Consider the following 17,009-nt stretch of genomic DNA (forward strand, 5'->3'; position numbering starts at 1 on the left):
GTCAGCGGAAGAAGGCGCGCAGGTCGTCGATCAGGAGGTCGGGGGCGTCGTGGGTGGCCCAGTGGCTGCCGCGGTCGTACTCGTTCCAGGAGACGATGTTCTTGTGGTCGCGCTCGGCGAAGCGCCGCAGCGGGCGGAAGTCGTAGGCGAACGAGGCCAGGCCCAGGGGGAAGCTGGTGGGTTCGGTGGTGGACGGCATGCGGTGGTTCTCGTAGTAGAAGCGGGCCGAGGACGCCGCGGTGTTGGTGAGCCAGTAGATCGTGGCGTTGGTGAGGATCACATCAGGGTCGGGGACTCCGGCGAGGAGCTGACCCATCCAGGCGAGCTGGCCGGCCGGTGAGTCGGCGAGGGCGTGCGCGAGGGTCTGGGGCTGCGCCTGTTGGACACGGTCGTGGACGGCGTGCTCGACGAAGGCGCCGAGGAAGCCCAGGTACTGCTGCTCCTCGGGGGTGAGCCCGGCGAGTTCGCCCGGGTCGCCGGACGGGAAGCTGAAGATCTGGTTGACGTGCACGCCGATGACGCGGTCGGGGTGGCGGCGGCCCAGCTCGGGGCTGACGATGGCGCCCGCGTCGTTGCCGTGCGCGCCGAACCGCTGGTAGCCGAGCCGCCGCATGAGCTCGGCCCAGGCGTCGGCGACGCGGGCGGCGTTCCAGCCCTTGGTACGGGTGGGGCCGGAGAAGCCGAAGCCCGGCAGGGACGGGATCACCACGTGGAAGTCCTCGGACAGCGGACCGGCCAGATGGAGGTACTCCACGAAGGTGCTGGGCCAGCCGTGGGTGAGGATCAGCGGGGTCGCGTCCGGGCGCGCGGAGCGTACGTGCACGAAGTGGATGTCCTGCCCGTCGATCTCCGTGGTGAACTGCGGATACGCGTTGAGCTCGGCTTCCCTGGCCCGCCAGTCGAAGGCGCGCCAGCGGGCCACGAGGGCGCATACGAAGGAGCCCGGCACGCCGTACTCCCAGCCGGGCTGGACGGGACCGCGCGGGACGCCGTCGGTGACCTCGGCGACCGGCAGCTCCTCGGCGAAGCGGGTACGCGCCAGACGGTCGGCGAGATCGTCGAGGTGGGCCTGCGGGACGTCGATGCGGAACTCGTGAATGTCGCTCATGGACCCACTGTTTCAGCCCATTAGGAGAGGTTCGTTCCTAATGGTGCGGCATGCTTGGCGCCATGCTGGAAACCTCGGCGCGTCTGCTGCGCCTGCTCGCCCTCCTGCAGACCCCGCGCGACTGGACAGGCGCCGAACTGGCCGAACGGCTCGGCGTGAGCGGTCGCACCATTCGCGCCGACGTCGAACGCCTGCGCTCGCTCGGCTACCCCGTCCTGGCCGGCAGGGGCTCGGCGGGCGGCTACCGGCTCGGCGCGGGCGCGTCCCTGCCGCCGCTGCTGCTGGACGACGAGGAGGCCGTCGCCGTCGCGGTCGGCCTGGGCACCGCCGTGAGCGGCGCCATCGCGGGGAACGCCGAGGCGTCGCTGCGCGCGATGGCGAAGCTGGAGCAGGTCATGCCGTCCCGGCTGCGGCACCGTGTCAGCACGATGCGCTTCGTCACGGTGCCGGTGCTGGGCGACCGCACCACATCTGCTGTGGACCCGCAGGTCCTCACGACTGTCGCCGCCCTGTGCCGTACGCACGAACGGCTGCGTTTCGACTACACCACCCACACGGGCGAGGCCATCACTCGCGAGGTCGAGCCGTACCGGCTGGTCAACTGGGGCCGCCGCTGGTACCTGCTGGCCTTCGACCTCGGCCGCGACGACTGGCGCACCTTCCGCGTGGACCGGCTGACGCCCCGCGTGCCGGCCGGGCCGCGCTTCACCCCCCGCGACCTGCCCGACGACGTGGCGGGCTACGTCTCGGGCCGGGTCTCGGCCGCCGCCTGGCGTCACCGGGCAAGCGTCACGGTATACGCGCCCGCTTCAGCGGTGGCAGAGCGGATCAGCCCGGCGGTCGGCTCGGTGGAGGCACTCGACGACGACAGCTGCGTCCTGCACACCGGCGCCGACACCATCGAGGGCCTGGCCGTCCACCTGGGGCTGCTCGACGCCGACTTCCGCGTCACCGGCCCGCCCGAGCTGCTCGACCACCTGCGCACCCTCGCCACCCGCTACACCAAGGCGATCGATGCAGAACCTGCCGCTGACCCGACCGAAAAGCACTGATCGGGGACGCGACATCGCTCCCCGCCCGGCCCGTACCCACCGCGGCCTGCGAGGTGACCCGGGGACGACCGGGGGCTCGGCCGACAGGGAGCCGCCGACCCAGCCGCGTCGTCTGCCGTAGGCATACCGACCGCACCCGAGATCGAAGCGGGAGACGGTGGCGGCCGTCTCCCGGTGATGCCGGCTCATGCGGGCTTGGAGCCGTCCTCGGGGACGCCGCTGCCCTCGTAGGAGTCGAGGTTCTCGACCAGGTCGAGGAGTTCGGGGTGGTCGGTGAACCGGTCGCCGTGCACCTGGGCGATCTTGTCGCCGATCTCGGGGTCGGGGTCGTCGGTGAGGTCCATGGAGATCATGTTGGCCACGAGCGGCAGGCCGATGGCGTCGATCTGACGGTGCAGCGGGTCGTACATGTAGGTGCGGTAGGCGTCGATGTCCTTGAGCGCGTACATGGCGCCGTAGTGGAAGTCGCCGCCGAAGTCACGCCGACCACGAAGTATTCGACGGCGTCGAGCTTGTCGCCGAGCTTGCGCATCAGGTCGAGCGCGTGCTGGACCTGCTCTTGGGGAGCGTCGGGCTTCATGGCGATGCGGATCTGGTGGTAGATCATGGCGCTTCTCCTTGGGATGGACCCTGACGCAACGCGTTGTTGTTCTCGGGTCCAGAGACTCAGTCGCCACTAACGCAACCGGATGTTGGCTTAATTCCCGATTAATGCACCTAAGAGGTGCGTCTAGGGTTCGCATCGCTCTAGCCTGGCCATATGGCAGGGGATCCGCTGGAAGACGTTCAGCATCTGCACGCCGACACCGCGACGGCCCGGCCGGGCGGCCGGACGGCACGTGTGGGTGAAGCCGTCATCGATGCCACCATCGCCGAGTTGAGCGAGGTCGGTTACGCCGCGCTGCGCGTCGATGCGGTGGCCAGGCGCGCGGGTGTCAACAAGACGACGATCTACCGCCGCTGGGGCGACAAGGTCGGTCTGGTGTCCACCGCCCTCATCGAGCGCCGCGGCCAGTTGGTGCCGCCCGCCGACACCGGCAGCCTGCGCGGGGATCTCGTCGAGCTGCTCAAAGAGATCCGGCTCGGCCTCAAGGTCCCCTGGGTCGCCGCGCTGCTGCGCGAGGCCGGCCCGCGCACCGCCGCGAGCACCGACCTGTACGAACTCCTCGACATGTTCTGGCCGGCCCGATTCAAGGTCTCAGGGGTCATCTTCGAGCGCGCCGTCGAACGCGGCGAACTACCCGCCGGCGCCGACCCCGGCTTCCTGCTGGAAATGATCTCCGGGCCGCTCTACTTCCACTGGCTCATGCTCGGCCACCCGCTGGACGACGCCTTCCTCGAGCGGGTGGCCGGCTTCGTGCTCCATGGCGCGCAGGCCGGACCGCCGGGCGCCGAGGTGCCGGAGATTGGCGGCATGTAGCCATGCGTCAAGGTCACCCGGCGCCCTCGGCCTGGCGCTCAACGCGGTCATCTGGTGCAACAGCCTCTACATCGACGCCGATCAGCCAAGTGAACCGGGCTTTGCCGCCGCCGAGGGGCTGTGCGCGCGGCTGTCACCGATCCGCTACGACCACATCAGCTTCCTGGGCGGCTACGCCTTCCCGCGCCGACATCACTTCAGGACCTCGGCCGTTCCATGAGCCGGCGACTCCTCTGAAGCCAAATGCGATCGACTCGTTCCTCCCCGGAAAGGGGAAAGCGTGATTCATGTGAGACTGCGTGCCATCGGGCCCATTCACAAGGTTGCAGGCACAAGCGCCCACGGATGCCCGCCGCTTCCGGTGACATCACCCGCGTGTGCCGCCTGGACTACGCCGCAACGAAACGCCCCCGCTGCGGTGCGGACGAGTGCTCCCCCGGTTCACGGGGAGGTGAAGGGAATCGAGGCGCCGAGCTGCATGTACAGCTCCAGCTGATCGAAGTAGAGGCGAAGGGCGGTGATCAGGTCGTGCTCCACGGTGAACATCCAGCATTCGTGAACGTTCACCTTCCGGCCCGACGGCTCCAGCAGCCGCCCTCCCGCGATCAGGAACGGCCCGGTGTGGGTGCCGTTGAAGGTGGCCTCGATCGCCACCCGGCCGTCACCGGCGACTCGGTCCCACACCGTCATGCAGGTGTCGGGAACGCCCTCCCAGACATGGGCGTGGTACGACTCGATCTCAGCCCAGCCTTCGGCCTGCAACTCCGGTCCCACCATGGTGGCGTCGAGGCTGTAACAGCGAAGGCATGCCTCCATGTCATGTGCGTTCACTGCCTCGATCAAGCGGTCAACGACGTCGGCCATCTCGACGGCACCCTTCTCTCCGCTCGCGTCGTCGGTGGAGGCTGATCTCCTACCCCAGACCTCCAGTGCTACTAGTGCACCTGACGGGAGCTTTCCGGCATATCACTCATGTCAGGTGCGCCGACTCGGTACTGACCGGGGCACGGGTGCTGTCGGCGCCTGACAACGCCAACCAGATCACCGGCCCCCGACGGCATCTCACCGACCACGAACGTGTACCTGTGGCAGCCCATCACCGGCTCGTTCTACGCCCCCTCCGTGAACGGCGACTACGACAAGTGCGGCTTGAGTGGCCGGTGACCGAAGACGACGGCCGAAAACGGCGGCCGGTGGCCGGTGGTGGCCGATGGTGGCCGGTGGCCGGTGGTGGCCGATGGTGGCCGGTGGCCGGTGGTGGCCGACGGTGGCCGGTGGCCGACGGTGGCCATGGTGGCCGTGGTGATAGGTGGCCGACGGTGGCCGTGGTGGTCGATGGCCGGTGGCCGACGGTGGCCGGTGGCCGAAGACGATGGTCGAAAACGGCGGCTGGTGGCTGGTGGCCGGTGGCCGATGGTGGCCGATGGTGGCCGATGGTGGCCGATGGTGGCCGATGGTGGCCGATGGTGGCCGATGGTGGTTGCTGGCCAATGGTGGCCGGTGGTGGCCCTGGTGGTCGGTGGCCGGAGACGGTCGGTAGCCGATGGCAGCCGGTGGCCGGAGACGGTCGGTGGCCATGGTGGCCGATGGTGGTCGATGAGGTCACGGCGGAAGCCTTTCCCGTAACCGCCGTCGCTTGACTCAGCGCAGGAACACGTCCTCGTGCTGATCACCTGTCCGGTGATCCAGGTGACCTCGTCCGTGGCGCCAGCGAACCAAGCAACCTCCTCCATGGCGAGCCAACGAACCAGACGACCTCCTCCGGCCGACCCGACCGGCCCGCGGGCAGCGCGTTGGCGGCCTGCGGGCAGCGCGTTGGCGGCCTGCGGGCAGCGCGTTGGCGGCCTGCCGGGTCAGTTCGGGGCTGGCCCGCCCTGTATCAAGGGGACCAGGATTGACCGTGTTGACGGTGTTCACGGTGTTGATGCGATCGATGACCGCCTTGGAGAGGCTGGCCGTCGTCTGATGGATTGCGCCCTTGCTCGGCGGGGTCAGCCTGGGCGTACGACGCCTCGGAAGATCTTGCGGTAGTAGCTGGAGTTGCGGAAGTCAGTGGTTCGCACCACGTCGCCTGTCTTCGGGGCGTGGATCATGAGGTTTCCTCGGAGGAACAGGCCCACGTGGGTGGGGTCGCCGGTGCCGCCGCCGAAGAACAGCAGGTCGCCTGGGCGGCGGGCGGAAAGCGGGATCTTGCGGCCCTGGCGGAACTGGGTGCCTGTGTAGTGGGCCAGCTTCACGCCCGCTTTGGACCAGGCGTACAGGGCGAGGCCGCTGCAGTCGAAGCCCCTGGTGGAGGCTCCCCTGCCGATGCCCAGAGTGGGGCCTTTGGCGGAGCCGCCGCCCCAGGAGTAGGAGACGCCGAGCTGGCGGAGGGCCGCCGAGAGGGCGATCTCGCCTCCGGTGCGCCGCTTGTTCACCTGGGCCGGCACCTTCGCTGGGGCACCCTTCTTCCGGCCCAGCAGGGTCCCCGCGGCGCGCTGCCCATCGTCCAGCAGGGTTCCGGTGGCGCGCCTCCCTTGATCCAGCACCGTTCCCGCCGCGCGCTCCCCCTGATCCAGCAGCGATCCAGTGGCGCGCCTCCCTTGGCCCAGCACCGTTCCCGCCGCACGTCCACCCTGATCCAGCAGCGATCCGGTGGCGCGCCTCCCTTGATCCAGCAGCGTTCCCGCCGTGCGCTGCCCCTGATCCAGCAGTGATCCAGTGGCGTGCTGCCCCTGATCCAGCAGCGTTTCCCTGGTGCGCTCGCCATGACCCAGCGGCGTTCCGGCGGTATGCCGCCCCTGGTCGAGCAGGGCTCCCACGTCGCTCTTCCGGTCGGCGGCTCCCCAGTCGCCGTTCTGGTCGACGGGTGGAGGTGCGGCGCCGTTCATGTCGGCGAGCAAGATGCCCGTGGGGTCGTTCTCGCCGAAGGCGTCGTCGAGGTGCTGCTCCGCGACGAGCAACGTCCCCGTGAGGTGCTCTCTTCGCAAGTGCGGGGCGCCGGTGACGCCCTCGTCTTGGGCGGGTGGGGTCGTGTCGCTCTTTTCGGCCTGGGCGGGCGTCTGTCTCTCATGGATGGACGCGGCTTCGGGGGTCTCATGGGCGGAGGCGGGGGATGTGGCTACGACCGCCACGAAGCCCGTACAGAATCCGCCGCCGCCGGCGATGAAGCACTTGAGCCACACGGGCCATGGGTGAGTGGTCATGATCGGCCTCCCTGAGCTTGCTGGGGTTCGGGGAGGCCAGGATCTGCTGACGAGGGTTCCGGGCGCGGAGCCGAATGCCGTTCTGTGGAAAGCGCCGAGAGAGCCGGATAAGGCTGTGGAAAACCTGGTGGCACGACTCATCCGGCGGATCCGACGGTGAGCGGCAGAGGCGGAGCTCCAGCGAGAGGCGAGGCGGAGCTCCGGTGAGGGGCCAAAGCGGAGCTCCAGCAAGAGGCAGAGGCTCCAGCGAGGGGCAGAAGCCGAGCTCCGGCGAGAGGCCCAAGCGGAGCTCCAGCAAGAGGCAGAGGCTCCGGTGAGGGGCAGGGGCCGAGCTCCGGCGAGGGTCAGGGGCGGAGCTCGGCTATGCGGGCGAAGGCGTGGATGTCGAGTTGTTCGCCGCGGGCCGACGGGTCCACGCCTGCCGCCCGCAAGGCCGCCTCCGCCTGTGCCGCGCTGCCCGCCCAGGAGGCCAGGGCGGCGCGCAGAGTCTTGCGGCGCTGGGCGAAGGCCGCGTCGACGACCTTGAAGACCTCCTCGCGCGAGGCCGTAGTCGACGGAGGGTCGCGGCGGACGAGCGAGACGAGCCCGGAATCGACGTTCGGCACGGGCCAGAACACCGTACGGCCCACCGGGCCGGCCCGGCGCACGTCGGCGTACCAGGCCGCCTTGACCGACGGCACGCCGTACACCTTGGAGCCAGGACCCGCGGCGAGGCGGTCGGCCACCTCCAACTGCACCATGATCAGGCCCTTGCGCAGCGACGGCAGCTCCTGCAGCAGGTGCAGCACCACGGGGACGGCCACGTTGTACGGGAGGTTGGCCACCAGCGCGGTCGGGACGTGGCCCAGGAGATCAGGCAGGGTGATCTTCATGGCGTCGGCGTTGATGACCGTGAGGTTGTCGGCGACGCCGTGCTCGGCCGCGGTGATGGGCAGTTGGGCGGACAGCACCGGGTCGATCTCGACCGCGACGACGTGAGAGGCTGCCGGCAGGAGCGCCAGCGTGAGCGAGCCGAGACCGGGCCCCACCTCGATCACCACGTCATCGGGCGAGAGGTCGGCCACACGGACGATGCGCCGGACGGTGCCTGCGTCGATCACGAAGTTCTGGCCAAGTTTTTTTGTCGGACGAATATCTAGCTTATTCGCCAAAATACGTATTTCTGCAGGGCCCAACAGCCTCATCATCCAACCAGTCTCTCGCATCGAAGAACCTGCGATGGCGGGTGGGGAGACCAAGGGAGAGGATGTCGTGGAACAGGAAGGGCCGTCCCTCATGGAGCCAACGGGCGCCGCGCCGCTCCGCCCGACGGACTTGCGGGAGATCGGGCCGTACCGACTGCTGGGGAGACTCGGCGAAGGCGGGATGGGCACGGTGTTCCTCGCGCGTGCTCCGTCGCGGCGTTTCGTCGCGCTGAAGGTGGTCAAGGCCGAGTTCGCCAATCAGCAGGGCTTCGCGGCCCGGTTCCACGCGGAGGTCGAGAACGCCCGCAGGGTGGCGTCGTTCTGTACCGCTCAGGTGCTGGACAACGGCAACACCGGCGACGGCCGGCCGTACATGGTGACGGAGTACATCGCGGGCACCCCGCTGTCGGAGCAGATCACCACCTACGGCGCCCTCGAACCGGGAGCGCTGCACGGTGTCGCGCTGGGGGTGGCGGCGGCGCTGGCGGCGATCCACGTGTCGGGGCTCGTGCACAGGGACCTGAAGCCGGCGAACGTGATGCTCTCCCTGTCCGGCCCACGCGTGATCGACTTCGGCATCGCCAGGGCGCTCGACCGGGAGACCGGGTTCACGATGTCCGGGGAACTGCTGGGAAGCCCGGGGTGGTGGGCGCCCGAGCAGGTACGCGGCGAGGCCGTCACCCCGGCGGTCGACATCTTCGCATGGGGCTGCCTGGTGGCTTACGCCGGCAGCGGACAGCATCCGTACGGGCGCGGCGACGCCATCACGCTGGCCACGCGGGTGCTCAACACCCCTCCTGACCTCGGTGCGCTCCCCCCGCCGCTCGACGAGCTCGTACGGCGCGCCACCTCCATGGACGCCGCCACGCGCCCCACCGCGCAGGACCTGCTGATCGCCCTGGTCGGTGGCACCCCGATGCGGGCCGCCGACCCGCCCACCCTGGTGGCGAACGAGATGCTGAGCGGCTGGCAGCCGCCGCAGAACGTCGCCGAGGTACCGGACATCACGGCCGCGTTCACCACGCCGCCGCCGAGTGACGCGACCGGGAAGGCGCCGATTCTGCCGCCCGCCGGGTTCGGCGCCGCCCCTTCGGTGTCTCCCGGCGAGTCTCGTTCGCTGGAGGAACGGGCCCGCAGGGAGGAGGAGGCGGCCCGGGAGGAACTGGCCCGCTGGGAGGTTCCCCAGCCGGACGCACCGAGGCGGGAAGGCGGACGTGCCCGCCGGCTGTTCCGCTCGGGCGAGAAGCGACAGCGCGCGGGAAAGCAGGAGGAGACGGAACAACCGCTGCAAGAGGGGCCCGCCCAGACACCACTGGCCGAATCGGGAGCCGGCCACCCGGAACCGCCCCAGACAGGAGCAGGCCCGGCCGGCCCTGCCCAAGCGGGAGCCGGACGCCCCGGACCGGCCCGGACCGGAGCCGAACAGGCGGGACCAGCCCAGGCAAGAGCCGGGAGGGCCGGAGCGGTCCCGGCTGCAGGGCCGAGTCCTTCTCCGGGGACCATTCCCACGACGGGCGTTCCCACGACGGGACCGCTCCCCTCCCCGGGCCCAGTCCCGACCCCAGGCCCAGTCCCGACCCCAGGCCCAGTCCCCACCGCGGGATCCGAGACCCGTACGACGCCGCGGCCGGCGGCGTTCCGGCAGGAGGCTGGGCAGCCGCGGCGAGGCGGGCAGGCAGGCTTGGGGGCGGGCGACGCTCGGCCGGGCACGACCGGCACCCAGGGCGGCTCGTCCTGGGGAACCACCAGCCCCGGGGGCGCTTCGCACTTCACCGACCCTGGTTCTTCGCGGCTCGCGGACGCCGGCGCCCCCCGCCTCACCGACCGTGGCGCCTCGCAGGTGGCGGGCGCCGGCGCCTCCCAGCTCGGCGTTTCCGGCGGCGAGGAGCAGGCCGCCGTCCCGGTCGAGGAGCCCGGGACACTCCGCGGTACGCGAACGTCCGGCACCCGGTGGCTCATCGCCGCGGCGGCGGCCGTGCTGGCCATCGTCGTGACGGGGGCGGTGCTGATCGTCACCTCCGGTCGCGACACGGCCGCTCCAGGAGGCGTCTCCCAGGTCGCGGCCGGTTCCGCGCCCAATGACGTGGGACGCAGGTTCGCGCTGGGGACCGAGTTCGACGATCCCATCGCGATCGTCCCGACGGCACCGCAGTGCGGGTTGAGGGAGTACGAGGGCAGGACGGCCGCCAACGGCCAGCTCTGCGTGATCCGCTGGTCGGTGATCAACCCGGGCGGCGAGCGCCGGGTACTGGTGCAGCCCGTGGTCTCCCTGCTCGACGACCGGGGCGCCGAACACGACGCGGCGCCGATCACGCTCCCTCCGGCGATTCTGCCGGGCGCACGGGTGGACGGTGCGTTCGTGTTCGACCTGGCGATGTACCGCAAGCCGGTCAGGATGACCGCGACCATGCTGGAGAACGGCACGCAGATCGAGGTGGCGCTGTGATGACCCGCTCGTCCCTCGTCGCCCTCCTGCTGGCCGCGACCAGCGTTCCCGCCGTCGCCACCCCGGCGACGGCGGCCGTACCGACCCGAGCGGTGGGAGCGGCCGGTTCGGCACCGGCGGCCTGCGCTGGTGCTGCCGACTTCGACGGCGACGGCGCGGACGATGTCGCCGTGGGGGATCCGTTCGCCGATGGCCAGAAGGGCTCGGTACAGGTGCTGTCGGGAGACAAGATCGTCCCTGTGACCGTCCCCGGGCTGGCGGCAGGTGATGCCTTCGGCTGGTCCGTACGCCTCGCGCAGCTCAACGGCGACGCCTGCGCCGACCTGGTGGTGGGCGCCCCGTACGCGGACGTGGACGGCGAGGAGGACGCCGGTGCGGCGTACGTCGTCCTCGGCGGCGGGGTGGCGCCACCGCAGCGTCTGACCGCCCCGCAGCCCCAGCGGTCGGCGCACTTCGGCTGGTCACTGGCCGCCCGGGGCGACCTGGTGGCCGTCGGGGCGCCGTACGAGGACGAGGCCGGGCTGTTGGACGTCGGCGCGCTCTACGCCCGGAAGGGCGACGGCGAGCTGCGCCGCATCAGCCAGGAGACCTCCGACGTACGCGGCAACAGCGAGGTCGGCGACCAGTTCGGCTGGTCGATGGCGTTCGGGCCGGAGAACGAGCTGCTCGTCGGCGTCCCGTACGAGAACGCCGACGGCGCTGGCCGCCAGATCGAGGCCGGGCGGATCAACTCGGGCTCGGCCGTGTTCATCGACGACGTGCTGGCCTCGGAGATCACGTCGTTCAAGCTGGACTCGCCGACGGACGCGTCCGGTGACCGGTACGGGTACGCGGTGGCGTACGCCGAGGGGGCGGGATACGCGGTCAGCTCTCCCGGGCCCGGCTCGGTGCAGCTCCTGGACACCGCCAGGAAGCCCATGCGGACGGTCGACCAGGCGGGCAAGCAGGCGTTCGGCTTCTCGATGGCCGCCTCGGCGGACGGCCGGTTGGCGATCGGCGCCCCCTACGGCGGTGGCGTGCGCATCATCTCCTGGAAGGACGCCTCGGAGGATCGCCGGCTGCCGGACGGCGGTGGGTTGTTCGGCTGGTCGGTGGCCTTCAGCGGCAACAAACTGTTCGTCGGCCGGCCGGACGCCGAGCCGTACGGCAAGGTCGCGGTGGCCGGCCGCAACGCCGAAACCCTCCAGCCCTTCGGCCCCGCCCAGGGCGCCGACTTCGGCACCTCCGTGTCGAACTGACCCGATCGCACAGCACAGGCAGGGGACGCCCCGGCCCGATCAGCCGGCGGTGCCGCCCGGGTCGGGAACCGGGGTCCAGAGGAAGTCGTAACGGCACATCGTCAGATCGTTCTTCGCCACGACCCGGCCGTTGATCGTGATGCTGCAGCGGACGATCGGCTCGCCTTGGGCGTAGGCGAGCAGGTCGTCCACGCCGGGCTTCTTGGAGGGAGTCCCACCGGCCCAGACGGAGGTATGGTCGGGCCAGGTCAAGGACACGCGCCGCTGCACGGCCGTATTCCCCGGGACGCGCTCCTTGTGGTCTTCGCCGCTGTATCCCCACTGCACGTCGAGGTCGAAGAAGGCGTGCGCGTTGACCAGAGCCACCTCGAAGACGGCGTACTGCTGCACTGGCTTCTCCCGCTCGTCCAGTATGGACGTGTCCGAGAAGGAGCAACCGGCCAGTGAGCCGGTCAGCGCGATGATCGCAACGGAACGTCGCATGATTTTCCTTGGGGGGCCGGCGGCGGTGACGAACCCGTAGCTTAGCGTGCGCCGACGAGCGTTGATCATCATGGCGCCGGGTCCGCCTGCCCTCGTCAGCCCTGAAGACCGTCAGGGGCGTAGGGCGGCACGGGGAGTGTCGGAGGGCGGAGAGATGGAGGGGGGCGGAGGGAAGAGGTGGGGGCCGCAGGTGGGCCATTGCCCCTTCCAGTGGCCGTTCACGTGCTGGTAGAGGAGCTGGGCGCGATACGTCTGCTCGTCCTCGGGCCACGTGCTCGGGAGGCCCATGCCGCCCACCACCTGCCACATCGGCAGGCTGAACTGGTAGAGGCCGTAGTAGGGCCCCTCGGGGTTGTACGCCTGGGGATCCCCGCCTGACTCGCACAGGGCCAGCGACTGCCAGTCGAGGACGGCGACCTCTGGAGGGATCGGGGTGGCGCGCGGCGGGGTGATGGTGATGACGGTGCCGTCCTGGGGGAAGCTGCCGAGTGGCGGGTGCACCTGCGAGCCGGGGCTCAGGGCGATGCGCTTCTGCCGGAGCACCTCGCGCACGGTCCTGGCGGTGGTCCGGGAGGCGAGCCGCGTGCTGCCCGCGACGACGTACACCCTGCGCCGCGTGTCGACGGTCAGCTCCATGCCCTCCAGCGGCACCACGTCCGAGGGCGGGGCCGACAGCCGGCCGCCGGCCGGGGCGATGTCCAGCTCGGCCAGGGCGTCGCCGACGTTCGTGGCGGTGACCAGGTGCCGGCTGGTACGGCCGTCGAGGGTCAGGGTGAGGGGCCTGGCGCGGCGTACCTCGATGGTGGCCCCGTCGGAGACCGTCTCCTGGGTGGCGGGGCGTACGACGTCGGCGAAGCCCAGCGAGACCCCCGCGTCGGCGAGCACCTCCTCGACGGTGCCGGCGAAGCCGCGCACCGGTTTGCGTGCGCCGTCGACGACCACGACGACGTCTTTCACCAGCGCCGACACCGCCACGATCGCGCTGACCGCGACCGCGCCCGCCACGCACACGACCGGCGCCCACGGGGAACGCCACGGAATCGGCGGACGGGGCGCACGTCTCTTGCCTCGCACGAGCCACCTCCGTATACGGAATCGGCCCGAACGCTAACGCTCGGTGTGCGCGCCCATCACCTGGTTCACCAAAAGATGGTCACCACTCGCCGAAGACCGTGACTCCGTTGGCACTGATCGCCTCACCCAATCGGTCGGGATGGACGCCTTTGACCTCGGCCAGGCAGCGCAGCGTGAGCGGGATCAGGTAGGGCGCGTTGGGCTTGCCGCGGTGCGGCACCGGCGGCAGGTAGGGGGCGTCGGTCTCGACCAGCATGAGCTCCGGCGGCGCGACCTCGGCGGCCGCACGCAGGTAGCCGGCGTTCTTGTACGTCACCGGCCCCGAGAAAGACATGAAATATCCGGCCGCGACGCACTTTTTCGCCATCTCGGCGTCGCCGGAGTAGCTGTGGAACACCACCTTCTCCGGCGCACCCTCCGCCGCCAGCACCCGCAACACGTCGTCGTGGGCCTCGCGGTCGTGGATGACCAGCGCCTTCCCGGTGCGCTTGGCGATCTCGACGTGCGCCCGGAAGCTCGCGTGCTGGTCGTCCTTGCTCGCCCAGTCGCGGTAGTAGTCGAGCCCCGTCTCCCCCACGGCCCGCACCTCGGGCCGGCCGGCCAGCGCCTCGATCTCGGCCAGCACCTCGGGCGTCGACGCGTGCGCCTCGTTCGGGTGGATGGCCACGCCGGCGTAGACGCCCTCCTGCTCGGCCGCCACGTCGGCGTTCCACCGGGAGGAGGGCAGGTCATAGCCGATCGTGACCAGCCGCGTCACGCCGACCGCCCGCGCGTCGTCGAGGATGCCCCGCACGGTGGCGGAGGCCGCCTGCGCGGCCTGCGCCACCGGATCGCCCGAGGACGCCTGCCGGTTGCCGACCATGATGTCGAGGTGGCAGTGGCTGTCGAACACGGGCGAGGAAAGCGGCTCTGGCGCGGCGGGAAGCTTGCTCACGGCATCAACCGTAGCCGCCCCCGATGAGTCACTCGCCCAGCCGGGCCAACTCCTCGTCGACGACCTTCGGGTCGAGCTTCTTGAACAGCGGCACCGGCGGCGCGAGCGGCCTGCCCGGCCGGATCGGCCGGTGCTCCCACCGGGCCGCGCCGTCGTACTCGCCGGTGATCACCGGGTACGGTGTGCCGCCGTCCTCGTCGACCTCGCGGATCTCCGGCATGCCCGACCACACGCCCTCGCCGCCCAGCATGGCGAAGACCTTGTTGGACGAGCTGGGCAGGAACGGCGTGAGCATCGTCTTGGCGTCGTCGACCACCTGGAGGGCGACGTGCAGGATGGACTTCTGCCGCTCGGCGTCGTCCTTGAGCTTCCACGGCTCCTGCTCGGCCAGGTAGCGGTTGGCCTCCCGCACCACGTCGAACGCCTCGGTGATCGCGTTCTTGAACCTCGACCTGGCGAGCTCGGCCCCCACGGGGCCGAACGCGTTGCGCGAGCGCTCCAGCAGCGCCCGGTCGGCGTCGGTCAGCTCACCGGCCTCGGGCACGACCCCGAAGTTCTTCGCCGCCATGGAGATCGACCGGTTGACCAGGTTGCCCCAGGCGGCGACCAGCTCGCCGTTGTTGCGGTTGACGAACTCCTGCCAGGTGAAGTCGGTGTCCTGGTTCTCAGGACCGGCCACCGCGATGTAGTAGCGCAGGGCGTCGGCGTCGTAGCGCGCGAGGAAGTCGCGGACGTAGATGACGACCTGGCGGGAGGAGGAGAACTTGCGGCCCTCCATCGTCAGGAACTCGCTGGAGACCACCTCGGACGGCACCTCCAGCGCCCCCAGGGAGCCGGACTTGCCGCCGCGGTCGCCCTGGCCGCTGTAGCCGAACAGCATCGCCGGCCAGATCTCGGCGTGGAAGACGATGTTGTCCTTGCCCATGAAGTAGTAGCCGCGGGCGTCGGGATTCTGCCACCACTGGCGCCAGGCGTCGGGGTCGCCGGAGCGCCTGGCCCACTCGATGGAGGCCGACAGGTAGCCGATGACCGCGTCGAACCAGACGTAGAGCCGCTTGTTGGGCTGGTCGCGCCAGCCGTCGAGCGGGATCGGCACACCCCAGTCGAGGTCGCGGCTGATCGCCCGCGGCTGCAGGTCGCCGAGCAGGTTGAGGGCGAACTTCAGCACGTTGGGCCGCCACTCGCCCTGCTTGGACTGCAGGTAGGAGCCGAGCACCTCGGCGAAGGCGGGCAGGTCGAGCATGAAGTGCTCGGTCTCGGCGAACACCGGGGTCTCGCCGTTGATGCGGCTCACGGGGTTGATCAGCTGGATCGGGTCGAGCTGGTTGCCGCAGTTGTCGCACTGGTCGCCGCGCGCGCCGTCGTAGCCGCAGATGGGGCAGGTGCCCTCGATGTAGCGGTCGGGCAGCGTGCGGCCGGTGGACGGCGAGATCGCGCCCATCGTGGTCTTGGGGAAGATATAGCCGTTGTCGAAGAGGCCCTTGAAGATCTCCTGCGTGACGGCGTAGTGGTTCTTCGTGGTCGTGCGGGTGAACAGGTCGTACGACAGGCCGAGGCCCGTCAGGTCTTCGGCGATGACGCGGTTGTAGCGGTCGGCCAGCTCCTTCGCGCTGACGCCTTCCTGGTCGGCCTGCACCTGGATCGGCGTGCCGTGCTCGTCGGTGCCGGACACCATCAGCACCTTGTTGCCCGCCATCCGCTGGTAGCGGCTGAAGACGTCGGAGGGCACGCCGAAACCGGAGACGTGCCCGATGTGGCGGGGGCCGTTAGCGTACGGCCACGCGACGGCGGTCAGGATGTGCTGGGACATGTCCCTAAGCCTACGGGGACCGCGCGGACACCTCGTACCGAATCCCCGGTCATCCGGGCGGGAGGATTCCGTAGCGGCGCGCGGTGGTCGGGTCGCGCCGGGCGGCCTCGGCGAGCTCCGGTGCGAGCATGGCGCGGACGGCCGTGGAGGCGCTGACGCCGAAGGCGTCGAGCCGGGGCGGTGCTCCCTGCCGGCCGGCGGCTGCCCAGTCGCGCCAGGCGGCCTCCAGCTCGCGGTCGGCGTCCGTTCGGTCCTCCCCCGCCGCTCGGCGCTGGGCCGCGCCGACGAAGGCCAGCGCGGCGCGCTGGGAGGCGACCGCCTCGGGCCCGAGATGGTCGCCGCCGTGGACGAGGTGGTAGTCGTGGCCGATGTCGAGGTCCCACAGCGCGCGGTGGAGCTGCTCGGAGCCGTCGTGCAGGGCGAAGACGTCCCGGTCGCCGCAGCGCAGCAGGATCGGCAGTCCGGCGGCCCTGACGGCGTCGGCGTTGCCGCGCAGCCGGTGCAGGACGTTGTTGGCCGCGTACCCGTCGCCTTCGGCGGCCATCTCGCGGCCCAGCGTGCCGAGCACGTCGAGGGTGTTGCGCGGGCGCAGGTCCTCCGGGGCCGGAGCCGGCAGCAGGGCGGGGGCGACCGCCGCGACGGCGAGCCACCGCGCCGGATCGGCGAAGGCGATCTTCAGGGCGCCGTAGCCGCCCATGGAGGCGCCCATCAGCGCCACACGGTCCGGGTCGGCGCCGTGTTCCTTCGCCAGCAGGCGGGGGAACGCCGTGGCGATCAGGCTCTCCCACGCGTTGCCGGGCCGGTCGATGTAGAAGCCCCCGGCCGTGGGGGTCGAGGCGCAGGCGATCAGGGAGGGAGGGAGCGTTCCGTCGGCCCACAGGGCTTCGGCGATCGGCTGGAGCATGGCGAGGAAGTCGCTGGAGGAGTTCGCGCCGTGCAGCACCACGATCAGCGGCAACGCCCCGCCGTGCCCGTCCGGCGCGAGCACGCCGTACGGGACTTCGTCTTCGACCAGCGGGTCGCGGAAAACGTCACGGGTGAGGCGGCTGTTCATGGCCGTCACCCTGGCACGGCG

15 protein-coding genes are annotated in these 17,009 nt (G+C 70.6%); 5 read left to right on the forward strand and 10 right to left on the reverse strand.

Features of this window, described 5'->3' with window-relative positions:
* Position 1: 1 nt before the first annotated feature.
* A complete protein-coding gene (locus ACIBP6_RS43785) occupies positions 2 to 1,108 on the reverse strand; it encodes an epoxide hydrolase family protein (RefSeq protein WP_397060750.1) in 1,107 nt (368 codons plus the stop codon).
* 62 nt (positions 1,109 to 1,170) lie between these two features.
* On the opposite strand from ACIBP6_RS43785, the gene ACIBP6_RS43790 reads away from it, so the two are divergent.
* Positions 1,171 to 2,160, forward strand: coding sequence for a helix-turn-helix transcriptional regulator (locus tag ACIBP6_RS43790; protein WP_397060752.1), 990 nt, complete (start codon positions 1,171 to 1,173; stop codon positions 2,158 to 2,160).
* 185 nt (positions 2,161 to 2,345) lie between these two features.
* Here the strand turns inward: ACIBP6_RS43790 and ACIBP6_RS43795 are convergent, their stop codons facing one another.
* Positions 2,346 to 2,609: a hypothetical protein gene (locus ACIBP6_RS43795; protein ID WP_397060754.1), complete on the reverse strand. Its 264-nt coding sequence runs from the start codon at positions 2,607 to 2,609 to the stop codon at positions 2,346 to 2,348.
* 311 nt (positions 2,610 to 2,920) lie between these two features.
* On the opposite strand from ACIBP6_RS43795, the gene ACIBP6_RS43800 reads away from it, so the two are divergent.
* Entirely contained in the window at positions 2,921 to 3,580 is a 660-nt protein-coding gene (locus tag ACIBP6_RS43800) for a TetR/AcrR family transcriptional regulator (protein ID WP_397060756.1), read from the forward strand.
* Positions 3,567 to 3,800 (forward strand): Tn3 family transposase, encoded by a 234-nt coding sequence (locus tag ACIBP6_RS43805; RefSeq protein ID WP_397060758.1) that lies wholly within the window; start codon positions 3,567 to 3,569, stop codon positions 3,798 to 3,800. The genes ACIBP6_RS43800 and ACIBP6_RS43805 overlap by 14 nt, the downstream gene beginning before the upstream one ends.
* A gap of 221 nt (positions 3,801 to 4,021) precedes the next feature.
* Here the strand turns inward: ACIBP6_RS43805 and ACIBP6_RS43810 are convergent, their stop codons facing one another.
* The 3 genes from ACIBP6_RS43810 to rsmA form a co-directional block, all read right to left on the reverse strand.
* On the reverse strand, positions 4,022 to 4,444 hold the full coding sequence (locus ACIBP6_RS43810; RefSeq protein WP_397060760.1) for an ester cyclase: 423 nt from the start codon (positions 4,442 to 4,444) through the stop codon (positions 4,022 to 4,024).
* Positions 4,445 to 5,571: 1,127 nt separating this feature from the next.
* On the reverse strand, positions 5,572 to 6,765 hold the full coding sequence (locus tag ACIBP6_RS43815) for a C40 family peptidase (protein WP_397060762.1): 1,194 nt from the start codon (positions 6,763 to 6,765) through the stop codon (positions 5,572 to 5,574).
* 344 nt (positions 6,766 to 7,109) lie between these two features.
* Positions 7,110 to 7,970, reverse strand: coding sequence for a 16S rRNA (adenine(1518)-N(6)/adenine(1519)-N(6))-dimethyltransferase RsmA (gene rsmA / locus ACIBP6_RS43820; protein WP_397060764.1), 861 nt, complete (start codon positions 7,968 to 7,970; stop codon positions 7,110 to 7,112).
* Positions 7,971 to 8,016: 46 nt separating this feature from the next.
* Here rsmA and ACIBP6_RS43825 point away from each other — a divergent pair, with 46 nt between their 5' ends.
* Together ACIBP6_RS43825 and ACIBP6_RS43830 are read left to right on the forward strand one after the other, a co-directional pair.
* On the forward strand, positions 8,017 to 10,395 hold the full coding sequence (locus ACIBP6_RS43825; RefSeq protein ID WP_397060766.1) for a serine/threonine-protein kinase: 2,379 nt from the start codon (positions 8,017 to 8,019) through the stop codon (positions 10,393 to 10,395).
* Positions 10,395 to 11,633, forward strand: a complete 1,239-nt coding sequence (locus ACIBP6_RS43830) for a hypothetical protein (protein WP_397060768.1) — start codon at positions 10,395 to 10,397, stop codon at positions 11,631 to 11,633. Before ACIBP6_RS43825 ends, ACIBP6_RS43830 begins: the two co-directional genes overlap by 1 nt.
* A 39-nt stretch (positions 11,634 to 11,672) precedes the next feature.
* On the opposite strand, the gene ACIBP6_RS43835 is transcribed toward ACIBP6_RS43830, so the two are convergent.
* The 5 genes from ACIBP6_RS43835 to ACIBP6_RS43855 all read right to left on the reverse strand — a co-directional run bounded on the left by ACIBP6_RS43835 (position 11,673) and on the right by ACIBP6_RS43855 (position 16,988).
* Positions 11,673 to 12,116: a hypothetical protein gene (locus ACIBP6_RS43835; protein ID WP_397060770.1), complete on the reverse strand. Its 444-nt coding sequence runs from the start codon at positions 12,114 to 12,116 to the stop codon at positions 11,673 to 11,675.
* 111 nt (positions 12,117 to 12,227) lie between these two features.
* Entirely contained in the window at positions 12,228 to 13,190 is a 963-nt protein-coding gene (locus ACIBP6_RS43840) for a ubiquitin-like domain-containing protein (protein WP_397060772.1), read from the reverse strand.
* A 79-nt stretch (positions 13,191 to 13,269) separates the two neighbouring features.
* Positions 13,270 to 14,124 (reverse strand): TatD family hydrolase, encoded by an 855-nt coding sequence (locus ACIBP6_RS43845; RefSeq protein WP_397060774.1) that lies wholly within the window; start codon positions 14,122 to 14,124, stop codon positions 13,270 to 13,272.
* Positions 14,125 to 14,152: 28 nt separating this feature from the next.
* Positions 14,153 to 15,934 carry a methionine--tRNA ligase gene (metG, locus tag ACIBP6_RS43850; protein ID WP_132611029.1) on the reverse strand — a complete coding sequence of 594 codons (1,782 nt, stop codon included), beginning with the start codon at positions 15,932 to 15,934 and terminating at the stop codon, positions 14,153 to 14,155.
* 49 nt (positions 15,935 to 15,983) lie between these two features.
* The gene (locus ACIBP6_RS43855) at positions 15,984 to 16,988 is read right to left on the reverse strand and encodes an alpha/beta hydrolase-fold protein (protein ID WP_397060776.1); all 1,005 of its coding nucleotides are present in this window, start codon (positions 16,986 to 16,988) and stop codon (positions 15,984 to 15,986) included.
* Between the last annotated feature and the right edge of the window lie 21 nt (positions 16,989 to 17,009).

This window comes from Nonomuraea terrae (assembly GCF_044465245.1).
Classification (GTDB): Bacteria; Actinomycetota; Actinomycetes; order Streptosporangiales; family Streptosporangiaceae; genus Nonomuraea; species Nonomuraea terrae.